At 51.7% G+C, this 23,752-nt stretch carries 20 protein-coding genes; 5 read left to right on the top strand and 15 right to left on the bottom strand.

Going from position 1 to position 23,752, the window contains the following annotated elements:
• The first annotated feature begins 4 nt into the window (after positions 1–4).
• Positions 5–736, top strand: coding sequence for a LytR/AlgR family response regulator transcription factor (locus DZK30_RS02165; RefSeq protein WP_118972437.1), 732 nt, complete (start codon positions 5–7; stop codon positions 734–736).
• 53 nt (positions 737–789) lie between these two features.
• Here DZK30_RS02165 and DZK30_RS02160 read toward each other — a convergent pair whose 3' ends face one another.
• Genes DZK30_RS02160 through DZK30_RS02150 form a run of 3 tightly spaced genes read right to left on the bottom strand, consistent with a single transcriptional unit; the run spans position 790 to position 2,666 of the window.
• Positions 790–1,434 (bottom strand): ATP-binding cassette domain-containing protein, encoded by a 645-nt coding sequence (locus DZK30_RS02160; protein WP_118972436.1) that lies wholly within the window; start codon positions 1,432–1,434, stop codon positions 790–792.
• Between the two features lie 6 nt (positions 1,435–1,440).
• Complete coding sequence (locus DZK30_RS02155) at positions 1,441–1,983, bottom strand: TlpA family protein disulfide reductase (protein ID WP_162902762.1); 543 nt, start codon at positions 1,981–1,983, stop codon at positions 1,441–1,443.
• 8 nt (positions 1,984–1,991) lie between these two features.
• Positions 1,992–2,666 (bottom strand): protein-L-isoaspartate(D-aspartate) O-methyltransferase, encoded by a 675-nt coding sequence (locus DZK30_RS02150; RefSeq protein WP_118972434.1) that lies wholly within the window; start codon positions 2,664–2,666, stop codon positions 1,992–1,994.
• A gap of 136 nt (positions 2,667–2,802) precedes the next feature.
• Between DZK30_RS02150 and DZK30_RS02145 the strand changes: the two genes are divergently transcribed.
• Together DZK30_RS02145 and DZK30_RS02140 are read left to right on the top strand one after the other, a co-directional pair.
• Complete coding sequence (locus DZK30_RS02145) at positions 2,803–3,426, top strand: hypothetical protein (RefSeq protein WP_162902761.1); 624 nt, start codon at positions 2,803–2,805, stop codon at positions 3,424–3,426.
• On the top strand, positions 3,423–4,598 hold the full coding sequence (locus DZK30_RS02140; RefSeq protein ID WP_118972432.1) for a serine hydrolase domain-containing protein: 1,176 nt from the start codon (positions 3,423–3,425) through the stop codon (positions 4,596–4,598). The genes DZK30_RS02145 and DZK30_RS02140 overlap by 4 nt, the downstream gene beginning before the upstream one ends.
• Positions 4,599–4,724: 126 nt before the next feature.
• On the opposite strand, the gene DZK30_RS02135 is transcribed toward DZK30_RS02140, so the two are convergent.
• Positions 4,725–7,349 carry a transglutaminase-like domain-containing protein gene (locus tag DZK30_RS02135; protein WP_118972431.1) on the bottom strand — a complete coding sequence of 875 codons (2,625 nt, stop codon included), beginning with the start codon at positions 7,347–7,349 and terminating at the stop codon, positions 4,725–4,727.
• Positions 7,350–7,410: 61 nt separating this feature from the next.
• On the bottom strand, positions 7,411–7,725 hold the full coding sequence (locus DZK30_RS02130; RefSeq protein ID WP_118972430.1) for a DUF6686 family protein: 315 nt from the start codon (positions 7,723–7,725) through the stop codon (positions 7,411–7,413).
• A 192-nt stretch (positions 7,726–7,917) separates the two neighbouring features.
• Between DZK30_RS02130 and DZK30_RS02125 the strand changes: the two genes are divergently transcribed.
• Together DZK30_RS02125 and DZK30_RS02120 are read left to right on the top strand one after the other, a co-directional pair.
• A complete protein-coding gene (locus tag DZK30_RS02125) occupies positions 7,918–9,291 on the top strand; it encodes an NAD-dependent succinate-semialdehyde dehydrogenase (RefSeq protein ID WP_118973371.1) in 1,374 nt (457 codons plus the stop codon).
• Between the two features lie 57 nt (positions 9,292–9,348).
• Entirely contained in the window at positions 9,349–9,954 is a 606-nt protein-coding gene (locus DZK30_RS02120) for an SGNH/GDSL hydrolase family protein (protein ID WP_118972429.1), read from the top strand.
• Positions 9,955–10,019: 65 nt separating this feature from the next.
• On the opposite strand, the gene DZK30_RS02115 is transcribed toward DZK30_RS02120, so the two are convergent.
• The 10 genes from DZK30_RS02115 to DZK30_RS02070 all read right to left on the bottom strand — a co-directional run bounded on the left by DZK30_RS02115 (position 10,020) and on the right by DZK30_RS02070 (position 23,498).
• Positions 10,020–11,564: a TSUP family transporter gene (locus DZK30_RS02115; RefSeq protein WP_118972428.1), complete on the bottom strand. Its 1,545-nt coding sequence runs from the start codon at positions 11,562–11,564 to the stop codon at positions 10,020–10,022.
• Positions 11,561–14,353, bottom strand: a complete 2,793-nt coding sequence (locus DZK30_RS02110; RefSeq protein WP_118972427.1) for a TonB-dependent receptor — start codon at positions 14,351–14,353, stop codon at positions 11,561–11,563. The genes DZK30_RS02115 and DZK30_RS02110 overlap by 4 nt, the downstream gene beginning before the upstream one ends.
• A gap of 163 nt (positions 14,354–14,516) precedes the next feature.
• The gene (locus DZK30_RS02105; RefSeq protein WP_118972426.1) at positions 14,517–16,175 is read right to left on the bottom strand and encodes an NADPH-dependent assimilatory sulfite reductase hemoprotein subunit; all 1,659 of its coding nucleotides are present in this window, start codon (positions 16,173–16,175) and stop codon (positions 14,517–14,519) included.
• Between the two features lie 11 nt (positions 16,176–16,186).
• Positions 16,187–17,869: a diflavin oxidoreductase gene (locus DZK30_RS02100; protein ID WP_118972425.1), complete on the bottom strand. Its 1,683-nt coding sequence runs from the start codon at positions 17,867–17,869 to the stop codon at positions 16,187–16,189.
• A gap of 10 nt (positions 17,870–17,879) precedes the next feature.
• A complete protein-coding gene (gene cobA, locus DZK30_RS02095) occupies positions 17,880–18,710 on the bottom strand; it encodes a uroporphyrinogen-III C-methyltransferase (protein WP_118972424.1) in 831 nt (276 codons plus the stop codon).
• A 34-nt stretch (positions 18,711–18,744) separates the two neighbouring features.
• Entirely contained in the window at positions 18,745–19,710 is a 966-nt protein-coding gene (gene cysK / locus DZK30_RS02090) for a cysteine synthase A (RefSeq protein WP_118972423.1), read from the bottom strand.
• Between the two features lie 26 nt (positions 19,711–19,736).
• Positions 19,737–20,567: a serine O-acetyltransferase gene (locus DZK30_RS02085; protein ID WP_118972422.1), complete on the bottom strand. Its 831-nt coding sequence runs from the start codon at positions 20,565–20,567 to the stop codon at positions 19,737–19,739.
• Positions 20,568–20,578: 11 nt separating this feature from the next.
• Positions 20,579–21,832 (bottom strand): sulfate adenylyltransferase subunit 1, encoded by a 1,254-nt coding sequence (locus DZK30_RS02080; RefSeq protein ID WP_118972421.1) that lies wholly within the window; start codon positions 21,830–21,832, stop codon positions 20,579–20,581.
• A 23-nt stretch (positions 21,833–21,855) separates the two neighbouring features.
• Complete coding sequence (gene cysD / locus DZK30_RS02075; RefSeq protein WP_118972420.1) at positions 21,856–22,755, bottom strand: sulfate adenylyltransferase subunit CysD; 900 nt, start codon at positions 22,753–22,755, stop codon at positions 21,856–21,858.
• Positions 22,756–22,784: 29 nt separating this feature from the next.
• Positions 22,785–23,498, bottom strand: coding sequence for a phosphoadenylyl-sulfate reductase (locus tag DZK30_RS02070; protein ID WP_118972419.1), 714 nt, complete (start codon positions 23,496–23,498; stop codon positions 22,785–22,787).
• Positions 23,499–23,752 lie beyond the last annotated feature (254 nt).

Raw genomic sequence — 23,752 nt, 5'->3', positions numbered from 1 at the left:
TGATATGAAAACGATACTGATCGACGACGAGCCCCTGGCAAGGTCCCTGCTGGCCGAGCTCCTGGAAGACGAGAAAGATGTTGAGATCGTGGCCTCGTGCAACGATGGCTTCGAAGGTATGAAGGCAATCCAGGAATATCAGCCCGACCTCATTTTTCTGGATATCCAAATGCCGAAAATAACCGGCTTCGAGCTCCTGGAACTGCTCGAAAATCCGCCAAAGGTGATCTTTACCACCGCCTACGACGAGTATGCGCTGAAGGCTTTCGAGGTGAACGCGCTCGACTACCTGCTGAAGCCGGTAAGTATCGAACGGCTGCAGAAAGCGCTTGAAAAAGTGAGAACGCAGATCAGGACGCCGGAAGCAGAGCAGCCTAAAGACATGAGTGGTTTACAGCTGCCTGAGCAATCACAGCGTATCGTGGTAAAAGATGGCGGCCATATTAAGATCATTCCCTTACCCGAGGTGCTGTATATCGAAGCGGCCGACGATTACGTAAAGGTAACCACGGCCGATAAATACTACCTGAAACATCAGCGCATGGCGCATTTCGAGGCACAGTTGCCGGTACACCAGTTTGTGCGGGTGCACCGGTCTTATATCGTGAATGTGCAGCACATCCACAAAGTAGAGCTTTATGAAAAGGAAAATTATTGTGTGATCCTGCGCAACAATGCCAAGATACCGGTGAGCCGCAGCGGCTACGCCAAGCTAAAAACCGTGCTCGGCATCTGATCTGATTATTTCTACAAGAGAAGTCAAGTTTTTGAAACTTGACTTCTCTTGTGTTACAATAAGAGTTTGCGCGTGTAGGGGAACCAGTCGTTATCTTCCAGGTCAACGACCAGCATGCCCGCCTTATTGGCTTCGACCCTGCTGTAGATGAGTTGTGCCGCCTTCTTCGTATTGTCGTCGTCCAGGTGGCTGAAAGGTTCGTCCAGCAACAGCCAACGGAAAGGCTGCAACAAGCTTCTCACGATCGCCACGCGCTGGCGCTCCCCATACGAAAGCGTCTCGGCCTTTTGTTCCCATTTTCCCTCAAGCCCCAGCTGCTGCAACCATTGCCGCGCTTCTTCTTCATCAATAGTGTTGGTCAGGGCGCGCTTGATATTGATATTCTCGGCCAGGGTAAGGTCGCCAAAGAGCCGCAGGTCCTGGAACACGATGCTGATATCTTTGCTACGCAGTGCTGCCCATTGATCGTCATTGTGTCCACGCACGTCTTTCCCGTCCCAGGCAGCAGTTCCGGTATAATCATTCCTCAGCCCGTACAGAATATGCATGAAGGTAGATTTACCCTTGCCCGAAGGAGCGCGAAAAAACACTTTTTCACCGGGCTGTATGGCCTGAACCTGTCCCCAGATATCGGAATGCTGCTGTCCTAAACGGCTTTTCAAGGGTTCCGGTACCAGGTTACTGAGCTGTAGCTGCATGGATCATTATTGAAGATGAGTTAATACCGGCAACCATTCCCCCCATACCTTTTCCGTATCCATCCAGCCACCCAGCTGAACAGTCGTCACTTTATGATCACTACTGACATAATATTTCGTAGGGAAGCCCAGAAAAAGCTGGCGATCATAAAAATAGTCGTAGGGTCTGGAGATGATGTACAGATTGGGCCGGTCGATATGGTCGCCGAATTTATGTTTTACCGCGGTAGTATCGGGATCGGTAGTAAAATAAACGAAATCGAAATCTTTGTAACGGTCACAAGCCTCAAGATATAAGGGCAGTTCGAACTTGCAAGGCAGGCAGGACTCGGAGCTGATATAGACGAACGCCGGACGCTTATTCTCTTTGAAGTCGTAAACTTTCCTGTTGAGGGTAGCAAAGGACTCCTGCACGGGGAAAGGTTTGCCCGATTTATCGATGATAAACTGATCGTTCCACGATAGTTTCTTCTGCTGTGCATAAGCGCCATGTGTCGTCAGCAGGAGCAACGCTACAAGCGACTGTAGAAAAAAGGAAAATCTGTTCATAGGTCCTGTTAGTTCTTGCCCTTTCCACCCAGCATGGGTACAAAGCTGAAATGATCAAGCATCTCCTCTTTATAGCCCGATGCGGTTTTGGTAATGCGCTTCATTTGCTGCGAGCTGCCTTCGTCATCTACATCCACCGGGATGATCATGATGCCGCCCGTTTTCATCTGTTCGACCAGCTTCGGCGGTACAAAAGGTGCTGCAGCGGTAATGATCACCTTATCGAAAGGTGCAAAAGAGGGCAAGCCTTCGAAGCCATCACCGTAAAAGCGTTTCAGATGCGGGTAGTGCTTCAGGTAAAAGAAATCGTTATTGTGCTCAAACAATTGCCTTTGGCGCTCGATCGTATATACCCAGGCGCCCATTTCGGCCAGCACACAGGCCTGATAAGCGCTACCGGTACCAATCTCCAGTATTTTATCAAAACGTTTCACCTCGAGGAACTGGCTTTGATAAGCTACAGTATAGGGTTGGGAAATGGTCTGGCCTGCGAGGATGGGAAAAGCGCGGTCTTCGTAGGCGATCCGCTCGAAAGCCGGATCCAGGAAATAATGCCGGGGAATACGGCCCATAGCCTCCAGCACACGCTCGTCCTTGATACCCTTTTCACATAGCTCCTCTATCAACTGCTTACGCAGCCCTTTATGCATAAAGCTCTCCTCTTTCTCCAATCGGTGTAACATACCGCAAAGATACTTAAGGCAAACGACCGGAGCGGTGATGTGTAAAAGTTTTGTCAATGTCCCGATGCTCCGGGATGATACCGGAGTTATAAGTCCGGATATTATCTTATATTCATACGAGAACAGCCAAAAGCCTATGCGACCATTATTTACCCTCTTCTTTCTGATAGCCGTCATCACTGCTTCGGCCCAGGAGCAAACGTTACCGCTTTCATTGAGCCTCTTCAATAACGGCACCTCATTGCCGGGAAAGGGCTATGCCGGTGTCTTCAGTAAGTCCATTCACCCGGGTATCTGCCTGGGCACAGCGCATCGTTACCGCCAAGGGCAACGCTCCGAACTGTTCCAGACGCTGAAGCTCGGCTATTTTTATCACCGGTACAACCAGCACGGCCTGCAGCTTTACTCCGAGTTTGGCTACCGTTACCGTATTACCGGCGGCTTCTATGCCGAGGGCTTGCTGGGAGCAGGCTACCTGCATTCTTTCGCCGATGTGCAGCAATTCCGCCTGGAAGACGGGCGGTATGTGAAGAAAAAGAACTGGGGCCGGCCCCAATTGATGGCTACCGCCTCATTGGCATTGGGCTACGACCTTCAATCCTGTTCAACGCTCCCGTTAAAGCTGTTCCTGCAATACCAGTTCTGGCTGCAGACACCTTTCGTCAATAAGTATGTGCCGCTGCTTCCCAACACGGCTTTACATCTTGGTGCGATCTACTCTTTAAAACGGCCCCGGCACAACAACCATCCCGGATCATGAAACTTTTGACACGCTTATGCTTTCTGCTACTGGTCTCTGCCGGCGCCTCCTGCAGCAAAAAGACCATCGAAGCCACACAAGTCTGCACAACGCCTTCTTACCCTACCCATCCTAAAGCGGCAAGCTTCCAGGGCGTGCTGGATGCCTATACGCAAAAAGGGCTTCCCGGTATAGCGCTCCTCGTAAGGGACAGCCTGGGCACATGGGTGGGAGCATCGGGTATGGCCGATATCGAAAAAGGGATCATCATGCAGCCCTGCCATATCTCTAAAGTAGCCAGCATCACTAAGATATTCATGGCTACCCTGGCTTTTCGCCTCGCCGAACAGGGGAAGCTGGACATCGACGCCCCGGTAACAAGCTACCTGGACGAAGACCAGTTGAAAAACATTGCCAATGCCGGACAGGTTACGGTACGCCAGCTGCTGAATCACACGACCGGCATCTACGATGTGATCAAGGATAATGGCTTTTACCTGGATGTCTTGAACGATCCGCCGCGCCACCGCAACCAGGAAGACATCCTGCAATTTGTGAGAGGCAAAAAACCAGCCTTCCCCGCAGGCGAAGGTCCCGGGTATTCCAATACCAATACCCTGCTCCTGAGCATGATTATCGATAAGATCGGCGGCAAGCCGCACCAGCAGCTACTGCACGACGAGATCATTGACCGGCTGCAGCTCAAAAATACGTATTACTACTATCACGATCCTTTACCCGAGGGCAAAGTCGCACAGGGATACTACGACCTCTACAACAATGGCAATATCGAGAATCTTTCGAGCTACAATACCGGGAGTGGCAACGGGTATACGGGGCTTTATTCAAATGTATTCGACCTGCTTACCTTTATCGATGCTTTGCTCATCAGCAAAACGCTCGTCAGTCCGGGCTCTCTGGCCCAAATGCTGACCTTTAACCCCAAAGAGGAGGAAGACAGTGATCGCCTGCTGGGGCCGGGCGTGATGAAGGACTTTATTCACCGCAGCAATAATGAATATGCCTACGGGCACCGGGGACGGGACCTTGCCTACAGCGCCGACCTGTTCTATTTCCCGGAGAAAGGCCAGGTAATGGTATTGATCGTAAACTATGGCACCGATGGCGACAGCCGCCTGCGGCCTACGTTCTACGACTTGCGAACGGCCGTTATTGATGCCATGATGCAATAGCGAACCGACCGGATCGCGTAGCGGCCTGATGAGCTGACCTGACTTAAGACAGAAGCCGGCCAGGGCAGCTGCAATACCCCGGCCGGCTTCTGTTTTGATATCTATGTACCGCAGCGATCTCTCCTGCTATTCCTCAGCAGTTCCAAAGAAAGCAATCGCGCGGAAGACCCTGAAGAAAGCTTTCGTCCTATAGCCCGCCGGTACGGCCGCTTTTACTTTCCCAATGAACCCTGGCAGGAACTGGCTTACGGTTGCCGCTTCAGAGGCGTTCAATTCCTGCTTTGCGTATTTCAATTTCAAATAAGGCAAAATGAATGCTGTATAATTGGTGTGCAATTGCTCATCCACCCATTGCGCCTGCTGTAGTGCAGTTCGGCTGCCTTTGAAATAGCCCAGCTGGTGCAAATAGAAGCCAGTGGTACGATAAGCCCAATAAGCTTTCCGGCCCATACTTCCCGCAGAGCGGTAACGCATGCGGAAATAACCATAGATCAGTCGTGGCAGGAATAACAAAACTAACAGGATGAAACCCACGCTGATGCCTGCGCCTATCAGGATCGCCTTCCAGCTGGTTGGCTTTTCCCGTTCTTCCTTCAGCGCCTGCTGCTGCTGTTTGGCTTTGGTTGTCAGCTTCAGGTGCAGCTCATCGATCGGCTCGGGACTGGGGAAACGCTTCACCAGCGCCTCACCCGTTTCATTATCCTGCGGTTTCAGATTTTTGAAAGCCTCGGCATAAGAGACTGCAGTAGCACTGTCGCCCGGACGCACTTCACTAAGGGGCACATCGATACTGTCCCTGGTAACGACGGCAATCCCCATATCGAGAGCAACCTTTACCGGTACCGGCAACTTGTATTCCTTATCGTGGTACACCATGCGCACGAGATTCATGCGTATCAGTTTATTTGCCGTATCCACCTCTTCGACAATACCATCGCCCGCCAGGTAGGCCTTCGGTGGCTGCATGGGCGGCGTGCCGTCCGGCGCCGGACTTTGCTGGGCATCTTCGTTTCCTACAGTGGTATCGAAATCGAGCCAGCCGTACCCCGGGAAGTATAGCTGTACCCAGGCATGCGCCTGGTCGGCATAGTACCAGTACCAGCCTTTATTCTTGTTGCTGCGATCCACCGTCATAAAACCGACCGTTATGCGCGAGGGAATACCCAGCGCCCGCAACATGAATAAGGTAGCGCCGGCATAGTAGGCGCAATAGCCTTTCCGGTTCTCAAAAAGAAAATACTGCAGTTTGGATGCATCCGGGATATCGGGCACACCGGGATTGTCGGTATAGGAAAATAAAGGCTCGCCGTTCTCATCCTTGGACAGGAAATAATCCCTTATCGCCAGCATTTTGTCTACAGGCGTAGTCTTTCCTTTAGTCACCTCGGTGGCAAGCTGCCGTATACGGTCAAACTTCGCATCCGAAGGCATAAAGGTGTAGTACTTCATCAACTTGGGATCCACGCCCTCGTAGCCCTGTACCTTGCGCAGCACCTCGAAGCGCTGCTCCTGGAACCGCTGGATCTGTGGGTCGGGGGCATTGTAAACGAAATAAGCGCTGTTCAGCTCCGAAATATAGCTCTTGGCCCGGTAAGCCGATTTAAACTCGCTCTGAAAGTCCTTTTCAATCGTAATCGGCTGTACAAAGAAAGATGTGCTGGGGGCAATAAAAGTAGTAGGCGACAACTGCTTTTTATACACTTCGATATCCACCGTACGGCGCAGCTTTTCGGTGAGCGCATAGGCCAGTACCGAAGAATCATATTTGGGAAAGAACAGGGGCAGCTTTGAGGGGTCGGGCTCAAACAGGTCGCTGGCAGGCAGCAATGAGTCCTGCTCAAACGTTTCGGTAAGCGTATCGAAACGGGAATAATAAAATGCGGTCAGATAAAGCGGATTGGGAATTTCGGAATCGGGGAAAAAGTTGTCGATATGCGCTGCAAACAGCAGCTCGTTGCTTCTTCCAAGACTTCCCCTCAGCTGGGTATAGCGTTGGAGGTCAAAAGTATTGTCTTTATTCTTTTTGAGCATGCTGCTCTTTCCTTCTTCGCCACCGCCGCCGAATTCGGCTATGGTCTCCTTGATCTCTCCCCGGTTAAAATAGATGACACCCGACAACAGCAGTACGGCAAGCAGGGCAAACAAGACCAATCTCCGGCTAATGAACCACCAGAACTTCTGACCCTTATCCTTGTAATTACGGATCAGCTCGGCGGTAAAAATAATGTACAGCGAATAGATGATCACCGGTCCGATGATGAGGCCATACTGCAGTAAGACATCATATCCCCGGTCGTTAAAGAACAGCTCGCTCCGTTTGGCGATCAGCAGGATACAGGAGCTGAGAAACAATGCCGATATAAAAATCGAAAAAAACCGCAACCGGATAAAGCCCCAACCGACAAGCCAGCCGGCAAGAAAGGTGAAGGCAAAGACCAGGAAACGGATGGATAGGAAAAAGGTATCGAACTCGCCGACGGCGGTCGCATCGATCCCCTTATAGGCGGCATACAACAAAGCAGCCAGGATAAGAAAAGGCGGCAGGAAGCGGAAACGGAACGAATACAATAGCGCGGCACAACCCATACCGGCGGCAACATACAAAGTCTGTTGCCAGGTCTGGTTGTTCAGCACAACATAGTACTGGTTAGCATTCCATAGCAGGAAATAGCAGACCAGCAAAGTGGGCAACAGCAAAAAAATGGCCTTCGCCAGCAATTCATTGACCGGGGTCGCTCTCTGGATACGCATAATAGTCAAATGTAAGAAGTTCCCACCTTGCAAAAAAGTGAAACCTCATTCGACTACAGCCTCAGGTCAGCAACTCGTATACCGTGATCAGTCCGGCTGCCTGGTCGAGCAGATCGGTAAGCGCCTGCAATTCGGCCAGTGTGAGACAGAGGGTCAGAGTATGGTTCACGGGCAGGGAAACACATTTCTGATCGGGACCGGCAAACACTGCTGTACGGTATTCCTGTTCCATATCGGCGTACTCTTTCAGACGCTGGAACTGGTGTGGTTTGAGCGTTACGGCTGCGATGCCGAAAGCCAGCTGGATGCGGTTACACTCGGTGCAGCGGATGATGTAGCCATCGGCGGAGCGGGCAAGCGTTTGGGTATTACACATAGGGCAAAAATATTTAAAGCGGACCGCCACGCCTTTCAAAATCGGGAAAACCTTTGCCATCTGTTTATAAAATGACGGCCGGCTGACAATCGGCTTTATCGATACGCCTATTGCAAAGGCATTGCTAACGACAACCTTTATACTGGACAGCTGTTGTATCTTTACCGTACCAATTTAAAATTCAAGTTACTGATGAGCAACACCCTGGTTTCCATCAATCCTTTCACAGGAAAAGAGATTACCCATTACAATACGGATACGCCTACGATCATTAAGCACAAGCTGGAACAATCGCATAAAGCCTTTGAAAAATGGCGTAAGGTATCGATCAGGCAACGTGCCGCCTACCTTAAATCGCTGGCCGACTATCTGCAAAAGAACAAAAAGAGCATGGCCGAACTGGCTACCCTGGAAATGGGCAAGCCTTATGTGCAGAGCGTTACCGAAATTGAAAAAAGCGCTACGGCGCTCACTTATTATTCCGACAATGGACCTCGTTTCCTCGAACCCGAACCCGTAGAGACCGATGCGCAGCTGAGCTATGTGAGTTTTCAGCCCCTGGGCACCGTGCTGGCCATTATGCCATGGAACTTCCCTTATTGGCAGGTATTCCGCGCGATGGGCCCTATACTGATGGGCGGTAATGCTATGGTGCTGAAGCACGCTTCTAACGTAACCGGCTGTGCCTTGGCCATCGAAAAGGCCTTGCAGGAGGCCGGCCTGCCGGAGTACCTTTTCCAAACCCTCATTCTTTCTTCATCGGAAATGGAGCCGGTGATCGCCCATAAATACATCAACGCGGTAACCTTCACCGGCAGCAACGGTGGCGGCAGCAAGGTGGCCGAGATAGCCGGCCGGCATCTGAAGAAGCAGGTGCTGGAGCTGGGTGGCAGCGATGCCTATCTGATACTTGAAGATGCCGATCTGAAACGTGCTGTAGAGGTATGCGTTACATCACGGCTGAATAATACGGGTCAAAGCTGCATTTCGGCGAAGCGTTTCGTGGTGCACGAGAAAGTGCTAGCCACATTCCAGAGCCAGATGACGGCGCTGATGCAGGAAAAGAAATATGGCGATCCTATGAATACCTCCATGCAGCTGGGACCGCTGGCCCGTCACGACCTGCGCGATCAGTTGCATAAGCAGGTACTGGCAAGTGTGGAAAAAGGTGCGCAGGTCCTTTGCGGCGGCTTTATTCCCGATGAACCCGGCGCTTTTTATCCGCCAACCGTGCTTACCGGTGTAAAAAAAGGCATGCCGGCCTATGACGAAGAAATGTTTGGACCCGTAGCGGCCATCATAGCTGCCAAAGACGAGGAAGATGCGATCCGTATCGGCAATGATTCCATTTTCGGATTGGGCGGCGCTGTTTTTTCAAGGGATATTAAAAGAGCGGAAAAAATAGCGGAAGAAGAACTGCAGGCAGGTAGCGTATTTGTCAATGATTTTGTACGTTCCGATGCCCGCTTGCCTTTCGGAGGCGTCAAGCAAAGCGGCTATGGCCGCGAGCTCAGTTATTACGGCCTTCGCGAATTTGTTAATATTAAAACGATTTTTGTACGCTAACCCCGGTTTATAATGTAATTAGGCTGTAACTTAGCCCTTCGTCAAACAACATAAGCCATGTTTACCTACCTCGCGCTCGGAGATTCTTATACTATTGGTGAACAAGTGCCTGCTGTCGAAAATTTTCCGCACCAGACAGTTATGCTGCTCCGCAGGGAATATGTGACACAGGTGGCCGATCCCCACATCGTAGCGGTAACCGGATGGACCACCGACGAGCTGGCAGCGGCCATAAAAGAAGCGGGCATCCGGGATACATTCGACGTGGTAACTTTACTGATCGGCGTCAACAACCAATACCGGGGACGTGATCTTGAAAACTATAAACGGGAATTTGCCCAGTTATTGAACAAGGCTATTCTGTTTGCCAATGGCCGTACTGCCAGGGTATTTGTGCTGTCTATCCCGGATTGGGGTGCGACGCCATTTGCCGAAGGGCGCGACCGTACAACCATTGCAGCTGAGATCAATGCTTTCAATATGGCCAACCGTGCTATAGCCCTGGCTTATAAATGCCACTATGTCGACATTACGGCTTCTACCCGCCAGCACGGAACCGACGAACAATACCTTACACCAGACAAATTGCACTATTCCGGTAAAGAATACCATGAATGGGCATTGAAGCTGGCGCCGGGTATGGCGGCTGCACTCAAGAGCTAAGTAGTATATGTAATAAAAAGGGACATTCAAACCAAAGCCTGGATGTCCCTTTTTTTATTTCCTTGTTATCCCAACAATAACCGGAGCAGGATATTGAGGCTCCACAAAATAACCAGCGTGCCTACGGCAATAAACATAGTCTTTACCGGCAGCCGCCCGCTTAACTTTGCCGCAAGCGGCGCTGCCGCCACGCCACCGATGATGAGCCCGATGATCACCTGCAGGTGGCTGATCCCGATCATTGCAAAGAAAGTAAGCGCACTGGAAAAGGTAACAAAAAACTCGGTTATGCTTACCGTACCGATCACATAACGCGGTGTCTTCCCTTTGGCGATCAGTGTGCTGGTTACTAAAGGCCCCCACCCGCCGCCGCCAAAAGAATCGAGGAAACCACCGGCTGCTGCCAGCCAGCCCACACGTTTTAGCTTCTTTCTGTTCCGGGCCTTCCGGAAAGCGTTGACCAGGATCCGGACACCTAGCAACAATGTATAGCCCGCCAGCACTGGCTTGATGTAGGCAGCATAGCTATCACCCAGCCAGGATAGAAGCAGCGCGCCCGCAATAGCACCGGCTACCCCAGGCAGCAACAGCAGCAGGAAAAGCTTCTTATTGACATTCCCAAACTTATAGTGACTCAAGCCAGAGGCGCCGCTGGAGAACATTTCGGCGGCATGGATACTACCGCTGATTGCAGGCAGCGGCGTGCCTATGCTCAGCAGCACCGCAGTACAAGTAACGCCATAACCCATGCCCAGCGCCCCGTCCACGAGCTGTGCCAGGAAACCCGCCAGGATCATCAGGTAAAACGTAGTGTTCCAACCCTGGACCGTTTGCAGACCATAATGCCACATTTCCTTTATGGGAAAGAAAGGGATTACAACATAGCCGGCGACCATAAAGAAGAACGCAAAAATACACCGGTACGCAATCCACTTCCACTGCTGCTCTGCGGTAACCATCCTGATCCGGGAGGGCTCGCGTGCGAGTATGCTTGTAATGGCATTCAGCTTCTTCACCTTACCACTGAAATCGCCCGATAAATATTGCCGTATCGCCTGCATCTGCAGCAATACCTGGTCCAGCTCCTCGGGCAATGTCTCCTGTAAAGTGTTCTTCAGTCTTTTGGCGATCGTAGGCGATAAGCCGTTGGTGGAAATACCGATCTTTAGGTTTCCTTTCCGCACCACAGCCCCAAGATAGAAATCGCACAGTTCAGGCACATCTGCAACGTTCAGCAACAAGTTCCGTTCCCGGGCCGCTTCCCTGATCTGCCGGTCGGCCTCGGGATCACCCGTCGCGGCAATTACCCACCTGGCACCATCAAGAACTCCAGGCACAAACAGGCTTTCCTCCAGCTGTACATTGGGATGCAGGGCAGCCATTTGCTGTACCGCGGCTCCTATACTTCCGGCAACGACCCTGATGGCGGCATCCGGGGCGTTGGCCAGCACAGCGCACAGCTTTTCATAACCTATATTTCCCGCGCCGATGATCAGCAAAGGTAAAGCTTCGGCTTTGAGGAATATGGGAAACAACCGGTTTTCCGGCGGCGCAGCGTCTGCGCTGTCGCTAACCCCGGGCTTATGCGCTATCAAGCTTTGTTCTTTCATGACTTAGACAGATCAAAAATCACTGTGAAATAATACAAACCGCCTATAACAGGGCCTCCTTCGTACTGGTAATAACGTTTGTTGAACAGGTTGCTGGCGCCTAGCTTGAGCGTGGTAAACAGCCTGGGTAGCCGGTAAGTGATCTGCGCATCCACAACGCCGTAGGCGGGTATACGGCCATTGGCCAGCGGGCTTTCCCAGTCAAAGGTGCTCTGGTAGCGATAATTGATACTAAATCCCGTATTCCGCCATACTTCCCGGTTGCCAATGGCAATGTTCACCATCCATTCGGGCGTATTAAACGCGGGAATAAGACCATCGGTCGCCGACACCTTTAGCAAGCGCGCATAAGAGACATTGGCATTCAGGCTGAATTTCCTGTAGAAGTTATAGCTACCGCCCAGACCAGCGCCATGATTGCTCACCGTACCCGTGGAGTTGGTCCACATACGGTATATTTTCGACTGGGTTTTATCGTAGGCTGCATTGACCGTTCCGGCGTCCTGGCCGATGATGCCTTCGTTGGGCCTTGTCAGCTCTACTTGTCCTATAAAGTCGCGGTATACGTTGAAATAATAATCGATGTCGATAAAAATTTTCCCGTCGGCAAAAACACCCTTGTAGCCGGCCTCCAGCGAATTGATATATTCCGGCTTGATATAACCGTACTGGCTTTTTACCAATATACCACTATTCTTATCCTGTGCTTCGGTCAGACTCATTCCGCCGCTGTTCACATCCTTATTGACGGCAGCTATGAACTTATCCTGGGAAGAACGCAGGTAAGCGTTTTCAAAAACGCCGAAATGTTCCGACATTACCTGAAGCCCGCCAAGCCGTTTAACACCACCATTATCTACGTAAGAAAAACCTTCAAATAAAGTGGGGAAGCGATAGCCGTTCTGGTAGGATATCCGGAAATTATGATCCTTCGCCGGACTCAAAACAAGCGCGATACGCGGGTTCAGCTTAGGGCCAAAATACTGGACTTTATCGGCACGCAGCGAGGCCACGATCTTCAGCTTTTCCTCCAATATTTTCTTCGTGACCTGGACAAAGCCGCCTGCGCTGTAATAGTTGAATACCGCATTACTGAATGCCTCATCGGTAAAGGACTTCGGGTTCACGAAGCTATTGCCATCGGGCTTGATAAAGTAGTTCCGGTAATTAAAGCCCGCCAGCACCTGGAAGCCCGGCGTATAGTCTGAGAAATCATATTGTCCTTCGACGTGAGCCAATGAGGTCGTCATTTTAAGCGCCGCGCCGATATCCCAATTGTTGATCGCGATCAGCTTTGCTTTTTCCTGCTCAAAGGCTTCCGTACCCGGCTCAAAACGGCCGGCATCGGCTGTTGCCCTGGCCTGACGATGCGCACCGGCGTCGCCAAGGCCCTGGCTTATCGCAGCATTGTAGGCATTGGTATAATCGCCAAACCATGCCTTGTTGTCTTTGAAAGCCTGGTCCAGATTCTCCCCCAGTGGACGCAGATTATAAGAGCTACCGGTATTTTCCATGGTATAGTAAGCCTTCACGAAATAGCGGGGCGTCTTGTACTCCAGCACATGCTGCTGGATCTGAAGGCCATCCAGTTCGATACGGTTACCGCGCTGATAGAGATTCCGTACATTGCCGATACGGTAAACATAGGACAGCTCTTTACCGGGCTGAAAACGATAGTGCAGACTTACGTCGACTTTATAATTATTAAGATTGTAATCGGCCAGGTCGCTTTCCCTGTAACCCGTTCGGCTGACGACATACTTTTTACCATTCAAGGTGAGGGTTTGCCTGTCGCTACTTTCATCGCCGTAGACATTGACCAGATCCTTTCCGGGATTGTCTGCACCGGTCAACCCGGTAGAGCTGTTGGCGTCGGGATTCTGGTCGCGCAGATTATCGGCGATCCAGTCATTGCCGCGGGTGTATGCAGCATTTACTTTAAAAGCAAAGTGAGCTCCCAAGGCACATGCGTAGCGCAGGGCTGTTTCCGATAAAGGGCTCACTTTATGCTGTGCATCGTCCACATGGTTAATCCCTACTCGTTGGTAGACGCTTAGCCCCTGGTAGTCATAGGGAGACTTCGTCTTCAGGTTGGCGATACCGCTCACCGCGTTCAGTCCGTAAAGGGCCGAGGAAGCTCCCGGGATGATCTCCATACTCTCGATGTCCAGTTCGGTAGGTCCCACAGCATTGCCTACCGGAGCGCCAATGCCGGGCGAAGTATTGTCTACGCCATCGACCATCTGCAGGAAACGGGAATTGGTAGTCCCGCTGAATCCACGGGCATTGGGTACTTTATAGCCCAGGCTCAGGGTAGTCATCTGTATCCCCTTCACATTTTCAAGCATATCATAAAACGTGGGCGCGGCACCGGACCGGATAGCCCTTACATCAAGCTTTTCGATACTGACAGGCGCGCTCAATATGCGTTCGGGTATACGGGAGGCGCTTACCACAACCTGGTCCATAGCAACCTGGCTGGGATGCAGGGCCAACGACAAGGAAGTATTGATGTTCTCGCTGGTGATCAGGAAATGTTGTTGTTCGTAGCCCAGCGCCGATATCTCGAGGGTAAACGGAAGCTTGCTGTCGATCTGAAGCGTAAAAGCGCCAAGAGAATCGGTAAGGGTACCAAAACTCGACCCCAAAACGGCTACAGTAGCGGCATCTATGGGCTGGTGCGACCGTTCGTCCGTGATCATGCCGCTGGCGACAAACATTTGTTGGGCAGAGACGCCCGTAGATAAAAGTAAAATTGAGAAAAGCGAGACAACAGTTTTGAAGTTCATGGATAAAAAATATGATTGTGATCGTTTGGAATTTATACCGGGTACGGCTGCAGCGCATGCCGCATAAGTTGATATAGTCCCCGGCAGGGACAACGATCTACGATATCATGATAACGCCTACGGCTAACGGGAATGTGGAAATACCGAAACATAAGAATGGACATTATACCCAGGCCGCTCTCAGGCTGAAGTCGCCGAAAGCCTCACCCGGAAGGCGTTGTTCGCTGTATTGTTTAAAAAGATTATCGAGCAGGGCCAATATCGCCGCTTCATCCTGGCTTTCCCGGTACAGCTTATTTAGCCGTGTACCGGCTCTATCGGCGCCCAGGTAAACATTGTAACGCCCATAAGCTGTTCCTACGAAGCCGATCTCGGCAGCATAAGGACGTGCACAGCCGTTGGGACAGCCCGTCATACGCATGATGATCTCCTCATCATCCAGCGCATACTGATGCAACAATTGCTCTATCGATGAGATCAGCGCCGGCATATAGCGCTGTGCCTCTGCAAGTGCCAGGGGGCAGGTATTGAAAGCGACACAGGCCATAGCTTGCTTTCGTACAACCGAAGCCTGCTCCGTATGCGCGATCGCACCGTATTGTTTGAGCAAAGCCTCTATGACCGGCTTATCGGGAAGTGCAATATCGCAAAGGCTCAGGTTCTGGTGGCAGGTAAAGCGAATATTGGCCTTACCGGTCTGCGCCACTTCGTAGATGGCTGTTTTTAGCTGCACATCACCTTCATCCAGCAGCCTTCCGTTCTCGGTAAACAAGGTGTAGGTCCAGGTACCGTTTTCTGTTTGCTGCCAGCCATATTCATCTGCCCTTGTGGTAAAGATCACTTCTTTTGTGGTTTCCAGGGCAAAGCCCATACGGCGTTCCAGCTCATCACAAAAAAAATCGAGACCATACTGATCAACGGTATATTTCAGGCGGGACAGCTTCCGATCGCTCCGGTTGCCGTAGTCGCGCTGAATAGTAGCGATTTCGTATACAGCTTTCAGGGCTTTTTCCTCGTTATCGACAAATCCGATAGGGGTGGCCAGCCGCGGGTAGGTGGCGCTATTGCCATGTGTACTGCCCATGCCGCCGCCGATGGCGATATTATAGCCTTTTATTTCTCCCGCTTCAACAATAGCGATCAGCCCGACATCATTGGTATACACATCGACATCGTTATTGGGCGGCACCGCTATGGCTACCTTGAACTTTCGGGGCAGGTAACGGTCTTCGTACAGCTCATCTGTTTCTTCCTTCTCTATGATCTTTTCTTCATCAAGCCATATTTCATAATAAGCGCTTGTCTTTGGCTTCAGGTAAGCGCTGATCTTATCGGCCAATTGATGCACGGTGCGATGTACCGCCGATTGCGAAGGATAAGCGGCCGCGACCACATTCCTGTTGACGTCGCCGCAGGCTGCAATGGAATCCAGTATAGCTTCATTGAAAGCCTTTATCGTCGGCTTAATCTTCGCTTTCAGGATACCATGCAACTGAATGGTCTGCCGGGTGGTGATCTTGATCACACCGGTGGTATGCTGCCCGGCAATCTCGTGCACCGCAATCCATTGCTCCGGTGTAAGAAAACCTCCAGGCAGCCTTAGCCGGATCATATAGGAATACAAGCGGTCGAGCTTTTTGGCCGCCCGCTCCTCTCTCCGGTCACGATTGTCCTGCTGGTACATGCCGTGGAACTTGATCAGTACCTGGTCGTCTTCCCGCAGAGCGCCGGTATGCTCATCCAGCAGACTTTCTTTCAGTGTCCCCCGGAGACCCTTACTATCTGTTTTTATCCTTTCTGTCGAAGATAATTTTGTGCTCATATGCTATTGGCTTAATAAACATCTTTTAAATAACGGCCTTCTGTTTCCAGCTGTTCCAGAAACTGCTGTGCGGCTTCGGTGCTCTCCCCGCTTTCGCGGGCGATGATGCGGAGCAAGGTCGCCTCTACATCGGCTGCCATAGGAACCCGTGCGCCGCAGATATAGAGGTAAGCGCCCTCCCCGAGCCATTTGTATAGTTCAGCGCCATGTTCTTCCATACGATGCTGCACATAGATCTTTTCTTCCTGGTCGCGGGAAAAGGCGGCGTTGAAGCGGCTCAGCAGGCCTGTTTCCAACCAGCTCTGTATTTCTGTCTGGTACAGGAAGTCCGTAGTAAAGTTCCGGTCGCCGAAGAAGAGCCAGTTCCTTCCGATAGCACCGTCAGCGTCTCTTTCATTAAGGAAAGCCCTGAAGGGCGCGATACCGGTACCCGGACCTATCATGATCATGTCCTTATTCTCCGGCGGCAACCGGAACCTGTTGTTCGTGTGAATGCGAAAAGACAAGACGCTATCCTCCTGTAGTGACAGGTAATGTGAGCACAAGCCATGCCGTACTTCGCCCGCTACACTAAAGGTGTCCAATGCTACCGTAAGGTGTATCTCGCCTGGATGGGCCGCAGGAGAGGAGGCAATAGAATATTGGCGCGGGGCCATAGGTTCCAGCACTTGCAGCACTTCTTCAAATTGTGCCGGCGCCTTAAGCGGATAGATCTTCAGCAGATCCTTCAACCCGATCTTTGTTTCCGGTATTTCCTGCTGTACAATGGCTGCATAGGCTGCCACCACCCGCTCCGGCAGCCAGCTGATATTGAGCTCCTTTTGCAGGAGCGTATAGACGGGCCGCTGCTGCCCCCGGTAGCTTACTTCCTGAGTGGCATAGGTCCCAGTCAGCGCCAACAGATCCTCGACCAATGTTGCCGGGTTTTCGGGTACCAGGGCCAGGGCATCCCCAGGCTGGTAAGCAATCCCCGGTGCAGCGATCTCAATATGATAGGTAGCCTTATCCGATCCCCGGTCGTTGAGATTGATATGCCTTGTGATCCCTCCTGCGTACACCTTTTTCGCGGGTCCGGCGGGTGCATTAGCCAGCATCGGTGGTACGCTTTGCCCATCCGGATCACCCAAGCCCGTCAACAGCTGATCAAACCAGGCAATAGCAGCGCTTTCATAATCAGTATCGCATAACAGTGGCTTTTGCACACGGGTCGCTTTATTTTGCCTCAACAGTTGGTCCAGGTCAATACCGGCCTGGCAAAAGCGAGGGTAGCTGCTATCGCCCAGGGCTAACACTGCAAATTGCAGCCCTGCCAGGTCGGGTTGCTCCTGAATCAGATAGTCAAAAAAACGTTGCGCTGCTATCGGCGGATCGCCATCGCCCTGGGTGCTGACCACCGCAATGAATAATGCTTCCCCGGCCAGTTGCGTGGGTTTGTATTGGTCGAGCGCCACTACTTTCATTTTATGCTTCTGTCGCTTGCCCAGCGCTGCCAGCTTATGCGCTAAGGCTTTGCTGTTGCCTGTCTCTGTTCCATAAGCCAGTGTTATATTCAGCGAAGCACTATGCGGCAGCACAGCACGGTTTGGTTGCTGGCCCAGCAAGCCGGAAAGGTATCCGCTGATCCAGACCAGCTCATCGTGTGAAGCACCGGATACCAGTTGTTGCAATACAGTATTGCGTTCTGTTGTGATCATAATGCCTGTTTTATTTCGGTACGAAGACAGGTGACAATGATGCCGCTTGTGCGTTGCGTATCTCCCTGAAATAGACCTCAGACTGCTCAGCTGCTTCAGGCTTGAACCAGCCGAATTGTTCGTGAAGGGCCACTACCTTGCCAATGATGATCAGTGAAGGGGAAATGAAAGAAGAATGCTCCTGCTCTGCCAGTTTATCGATATCCCATAGCTGTATACTTTGTTGCGGTGTGGTCGCCTGGCTGATCAGCGCGAGCATTTTACCGGCTGCAATACCCCGGGCCGAAAGCTTCCGGGCAATTGTGCCCAACTGACCGCCACTCATATACAGCACAAGTGTATCGGCGGTGTGCGCCAGCTCCTGCCAGAACACATCGGTATATTGATCCGCATTGTACAGGGTAAGAAAGCGTACGCTTTGCGCATAATTCCTGGCTGTAAGCGGGATGCCGCTATAAGCCGATGCGCCCGATGCCGCGCTGATACCAGGCACGATCTCGTAGGAAATGCTATACCGGTTCAGGGCCAGCAGCTCGTCCAGCACATTAGCATAGAAGGCGACATCTCCCCCTTTCAAACGAACGACCAGTTTGCCTTCCAGGGCATATTGCACCAGCAACGCATTGATATCTTCCTGGCTTGTTGATTGGTCATTACCGCCTTCTTTACCTACAAAAATGATCTCCGCACGCGGTTGTACCCATTGGTACAAAATACCTTCGCTCACCAGGCGATCGGCCAGCACCACATCTGCCTGCTGCAGGTAGCGGGCCGCTTTCAACGTTAGCAGCTCGGGATCGCCGGGACCTGCACCGGCCAGTATCACTTTTCCTGTTTCCACGGTTTATCTTTTTTATCGTGATTAAAGAAGCAGCTTAGCCTGCAATCTTATCTGTAAATGCAGCGAAATCGGCCTCTGCGCCCTCTTCGGAGAAGAGATCGGGCACCGACCAGTATCGCTCTCCCGTATCATAATTGAAAGTGAGGATGCGCGCTCCCGGGGGAATACCGGCCAGCCGTGAAGCCACAGCAGCAAGGGAAGCACCTGTCGAAATGCCGGCCAGTATGCCTTCCTCCCTGGCCAGCCTCCGGGTATAGTCAAAGGCTTCTTCTTTGCCCACCCGGATAATGCCGTCCAGTATTTCGGTATTCAATATGGATGGCCTGAAACCCGCTCCGATACCTTGCAGCGGATGTGGACCGGGCGCCCCACCGCTTAATACCGGCGACTGCTCCGGTTCTACGGCAAATACCTTAAGCGCTGGGAAATGCTCTTTTAAGACTTCAGCTACTGCTGTGATGTGCCCACCTGTGCCTACTCCGGTGATCAGGTAATCGATCCCTTCAGGAAAGTCGTTCAGTATCTCCCCGGCAGTTGTACGCCGATGGATGTCCAGGTTGGCGGTATTGTCAAACTGCTGCGGCACCCAGGCGCCAGGGATAGCCGCGGCCAGCTCATTGGCTTTAGCCACTGCGCCTGCGGTCCCTTTTTCTCTTGGTGTCAGCACAAACCTGGCGCCATAAGCAGCCATTAGCTTACGCCGTTCTATGCTCATTGACTCTGGCATCACCAGCACCAGCCGATAGCCTTTGATAGCAGCGACCAGCGCCAGCCCCACACCAGTATTGCCCGAGGTGGGCTCTATGATCAGGGTATCTTTGGTCAGCCTGCCCTTTTGCTCTGCGTCTTCGATCATAGCCAGGGCAATACGGTCTTTGATACTGCCTCCCGGGTTGCTACGCTCGGTCTTGATCCAGACTTCATGTCCCGTGTCGAAAAGCCTATTGAGGCGTACATGCGGCGTATTGCCGATTGCGCCTAAGATGTTCTCTATTTTCATTGTTTATTTTTTGGTTCCTAAAAAAATCAGATGACGAAATTGACCGGCTCCGGCAATGGCTGCTTGCCCCTTACGATTACCTCGCTTTTATGATAGACCACAGATTGCGGCGGCACACTTTGGGTTAGCCATACATTCCCACCAATCACACTATCATGTCCTACCACCGTTTCTCCGCCGAGAATGGTTGCCCCGGAATAAATGATCACGCGGTCGCCGATAGTGGGATGCCTTTTGACACGGGCCTGCTCTTTGCTCACATGCAATGCACCGATGGTCACACCCTGGTATATTTTAACCTCGTCGCCGATGATCGTGGTTTCACCGATAACAATGCCGGTGCCGTGATCGATGAAAAAGGAAGTGCCGATACGCGCTCCCGGATGAATATCGATGCCGGTCTTGCTATGAGCATACTCGGCAAGAAAGCGGGGCAGCAGCGGTACTCCGTATACATGTAATTGATGCGCAAAACGATAAATACCGATCGCAAAAAAACCGGGGTAAGCCGTCAGCACTTCTTCGAGAGAGGCAGCAGCCGGATCGTTTTGCAGTATGGCCCGGGCATCGTCGAGCAGCAGGGCATATAAACCTGGCAAAGCATTAAAGAATGCCGTCTCTATACGCTCCACTGCCTCCTTCCCGGGAATAATATCGAAGAGTATGGAAGAAAAGCTGCCACGCAATCCTTCGTACTGGTGTACCAATTCCGCTTTGGAAGCATACTTCCGGCTTTCTCTCCGGAACAGCAATCGGAACAGGTTTTCAACAAATGCCTCTGCCGACCTTTTATCCACGATCAGGCCGAGGGTCGCCTGCCCTTGCTCATACAACAGCTCTATAAATGTTCTATCCATAAGGTATTGCTTTAAACCGCTTCTGTTTCCAGCATCAATGCGCCCACCGTAGCATTGCTGCTTTCATCGATCAGTATTGCTGCGCCATGGGCATGGTTACCGGTATAGCGATCAAAAGCAAGCGGCATAGCGGTTTTGATCCTTGCCCGAACCACTTCATTCAATTCTATACGGTCCGGTGTTGTTTCACGGTCCAGGCTATTGACATCGAGCCGGTATTCCAGCGCCTTAATCACCACAGGTGTACGAAAGGTATTGTACTGCAGCAGGTACCGGTTGCCTTTTAACAGCGGCTTAACATCCATCCAACAGATGAGCGACGATAGCTCCTGCTGCAGAGTGGGCAGAGCACCGGATGGAACAATGAGGTCGCCCCTGCTGATATCAAATTCTCCTTCGACATGGAGCACCACACTTTGCGGTGCGCAGGCAGTCTGCAGCTGTTGCGCTCCCGACTCGATACGCGCAATACGCGTGGTGGCGCCGGAAGGCAGTATCGTCACGTGATCCCCCACGGAGAAAGTACCACTGCTGATCTGGCCGGCATAACCTCTGTAATCATGCAGCGTCTCCGTTTGCGGCCGTATTACATACTGAACTGGAAAGCGCGCCGGCAGGGCTTCGCTTATGCCGGCAAGTGATACCTCTTCCAGCAACTCCAGCAGGGACGGTCCCTCGTACCAGGACATATGCGCCGAGCGTTTGACTATATTATCGCCCTGAAGCGCACTGATGGGCAGATAGGTAACCGGCGGCAGCTGCAATTCGCGGGCCAGGCCGCTATATGCTGTTACGATACCGTCAAATACATCCTGCGCATAGCCAACCAGGTCCATCTTATTGACGGCAACGATCACATGAGGCAATTTCAGCAAGGACGCGATGATGGAATGGCGGCGGGTTTGTTCCGCCACACCATGACGGGCATCGATCAGGATCACGATCAGATCGGCGTTGGAGGCCCCCGTAACCATGTTGCGGGTATATTGGATATGCCCGGGTGCGTCTGCAATAATAAATTTCCGGCGTACCGTATTAAAATAACGGTAAGCAACATCAATGGTAATGCCCTGCTCCCTTTCGGCTCTTAGGCCATCGGTCAGCAAAGCCAGGTCGGGAACACCATTGTCTCTGCGCTTGCTCTGCCGTTCTATAGCTTCAAGCTGATCTTCCCATATGCTTTTGCTATCGTAAAGCAAACGCCCTATCAGCGTGCTTTTGCCGTCGTCGACGCTACCGGCGGTAATGAAACGTAGTAGATCCATGAATATTTTTTTGAGAAATGAGGTTAGAAATAGCCATTCTTTTTACGGTCTTCCATAGCCGCCTCCGATACCCTGTCATCAATACGGGTCTCGCCACGTTCGCTGATACGGGTACAGGCAATCTCTCCGATGATGTCGGCAATAGTAGCGGCCTCAGAGGCTACGGCTGCGGTACAGGTCATATCACCTACCGTCCTGTATCGCACACGGCGCCTGGTGATCTGGTCCGACGGATCCAGACGGATAAAGGGCGATACGGCGATCAGCTGGCTTTCGTATTCGATCACATCCCGTTCATGAGCGAAGTAAATGGATGGCAACGCGATCTGTTCCCGCTCGAGGTAGCGCCATACATCAAGCTCGGTCCAATTGCTGATGGGGAACACCCGTACATTTTCACCTTTATGGATCCTGCCGTTGTAGAGCTGCCATAGTTCGGGCCGCTGCAACTTCGGATTCCATTGCCCGAATTCATCGCGTACAGAAAATATACGCTCCTTGGCTCTTGCTTTTTCTTCATCACGCCGGGCTCCGCCGATGCAGGCATCAAACGCAAACTCACTTACGGTATCCAGCAAGGTATGCGTCTGCAGGGCATTGCGGCTAGCAAATTTTCCAGTGCCATCCTGCAGGTTCTTCGACTGTATGGTGTCTTCAACGTAACGTACGATCAGCTGCTCACCCAATGCCACAGCAAGCCGGTCACGGAAAGCCAGGGCCTCCGGAAAATTATGACCGGTGTCGATATGGACCAGGGGAAAGGGCAGACGTCCCGGGCGAAAGGCTTTCAGCGCCAGATGCACCAGGGTAATCGAATCTTTACCGCCACTGAACAATAATGCCGGACGTTCAAACTGTGCAGCGGTTTCTCTCAATATGTATATCGCTTCCGATTCAAGCGTGTCCAGGTAATCTCTTGGCATAAAGCTTTAGTTTAATTGTTGCTGAAATCTTATGTCGCATGCAGGCCACATTCCTTTTTGCCGGCTTCTTCCCACCACCAGCGACCGGCCCTTAAGGGTTCGCCTGGTCGCAGGGCACGCGTACAGGGTGCGCAACCGATGCTGGCAAAGCCCCGGTCGTGCAGTACATTATAGGGCAGGCGTCGCTCGCGGATATAGCTATTCACACTTGCCGTAGTCCAATGCAACAGCGGATGATACTTGATGAGCTGATGCGCTTCGTCCCACTCAAGCTGTTCAAGGTTCTGCCGTTCAGGCGAGTGCTCAGCCCTCAGACCCGTGATCCATACTTTGTTGCCCCGCAATGCCCGTTTCAGCGGGCTTACTTTGCGTATGTGACAACAGGTCTTTCTTTCTTCGGGCGACCGGTAAAAACTATTCGGTCCCTGTTCGTGCAGGTAAGGTTCCAATTCGGATGCTTCAGGAAAGTAGGCTTCTATCGTAATGTTATACCAGGCTACGGTTTCGGCCCAGGTCTGGTAGGTTTCGGGAAACAGCCGGCCGGTGTCCAGCGTAAATACTTTAATCCTGTCGCTGATGCGGCCCACATGATCGATGATCACCTGGTCCTCATTGCTGAAGCTGGTAGAAAAAGTAATTGCTCCGGTAAAGCGTTCACACAGCACGTCGAACATACCGGATATCGATAAAGAGGGCAGGAGGTCACGCAGCGCATGCCATTCCTGCTGCAATACAGCACTCATCTGATCTTTAAATTTAATAAGGGATTGCCCGCAGGGCAGGCTTTAACGCAGGAAGGAAAAAGAAAAACTTAACAACAACAGCATATAGCCAGGTGGCTACAAACGATACGGCAGCATGTTACCGGAGCTACAGGATGCACATAAGCGGAAAAGGCAGAAACGTTGTAAAAGCTCATTTGTATAAGTTTATAAATTCTATCGTATTAGTAGTATTTTTTAGCAAAAAAAAATTGACACTCCCTTAAACTACGAAA

Source organism: Taibaiella koreensis (assembly GCF_003545715.1).
Taxonomy (GTDB): domain Bacteria; phylum Bacteroidota; class Bacteroidia; order Chitinophagales; family Chitinophagaceae; genus Taibaiella; species Taibaiella koreensis.
The sequence above is the reverse complement of the archived record's forward strand: the minus strand, read 5'-3'. Positions and strand labels throughout refer to the sequence as shown.

Bases quoted from the DNA above. Each gene is read 5' to 3' on its own strand.
- DZK30_RS02165 (WP_118972437.1), top strand. From the start codon at position 5: ATGAAAACGATACTGATCGACGACGAGCCCCTGGCAAGGTCCCTGCTG.
- DZK30_RS02160 (WP_118972436.1), bottom strand. From the start codon at position 1,434: ATGCAGCTACAGCTCAGTAACCTGGTACCGGAACCCTTGAAAAGCCGT.
- DZK30_RS02155 (WP_162902762.1), bottom strand. From the start codon at position 1,983: ATGAACAGATTTTCCTTTTTTCTACAGTCGCTTGTAGCGTTGCTCCTG.
- DZK30_RS02150 (WP_118972434.1), bottom strand. From the start codon at position 2,666: ATGTTACACCGATTGGAGAAAGAGGAGAGCTTTATGCATAAAGGGCTG.
- DZK30_RS02145 (WP_162902761.1), top strand. From the start codon at position 2,803: ATGCGACCATTATTTACCCTCTTCTTTCTGATAGCCGTCATCACTGCT.
- DZK30_RS02140 (WP_118972432.1), top strand. From the start codon at position 3,423: ATGAAACTTTTGACACGCTTATGCTTTCTGCTACTGGTCTCTGCCGGC.
- DZK30_RS02135 (WP_118972431.1), bottom strand. From the start codon at position 7,349: ATGCGTATCCAGAGAGCGACCCCGGTCAATGAATTGCTGGCGAAGGCC.
- DZK30_RS02130 (WP_118972430.1), bottom strand. From the start codon at position 7,725: ATGTGTAATACCCAAACGCTTGCCCGCTCCGCCGATGGCTACATCATC.
- DZK30_RS02125 (WP_118973371.1), top strand. From the start codon at position 7,918: ATGAGCAACACCCTGGTTTCCATCAATCCTTTCACAGGAAAAGAGATT.
- DZK30_RS02120 (WP_118972429.1), top strand. From the start codon at position 9,349: ATGTTTACCTACCTCGCGCTCGGAGATTCTTATACTATTGGTGAACAA.
- DZK30_RS02115 (WP_118972428.1), bottom strand. From the start codon at position 11,564: ATGAAAGAACAAAGCTTGATAGCGCATAAGCCCGGGGTTAGCGACAGC.
- DZK30_RS02110 (WP_118972427.1), bottom strand. From the start codon at position 14,353: ATGAACTTCAAAACTGTTGTCTCGCTTTTCTCAATTTTACTTTTATCT.
- DZK30_RS02105 (WP_118972426.1), bottom strand. From the start codon at position 16,175: ATGAGCACAAAATTATCTTCGACAGAAAGGATAAAAACAGATAGTAAG.
- DZK30_RS02100 (WP_118972425.1), bottom strand. From the start codon at position 17,869: ATGATCACAACAGAACGCAATACTGTATTGCAACAACTGGTATCCGGT.
- cysK (WP_118972423.1), bottom strand. From the start codon at position 19,710: ATGAAAATAGAGAACATCTTAGGCGCAATCGGCAATACGCCGCATGTA.
- DZK30_RS02085 (WP_118972422.1), bottom strand. From the start codon at position 20,567: ATGGATAGAACATTTATAGAGCTGTTGTATGAGCAAGGGCAGGCGACC.
- DZK30_RS02080 (WP_118972421.1), bottom strand. From the start codon at position 21,832: ATGGATCTACTACGTTTCATTACCGCCGGTAGCGTCGACGACGGCAAA.
- cysD (WP_118972420.1), bottom strand. From the start codon at position 22,755: ATGCCAAGAGATTACCTGGACACGCTTGAATCGGAAGCGATATACATA.
- DZK30_RS02070 (WP_118972419.1), bottom strand. From the start codon at position 23,498: ATGAGTGCTGTATTGCAGCAGGAATGGCATGCGCTGCGTGACCTCCTG.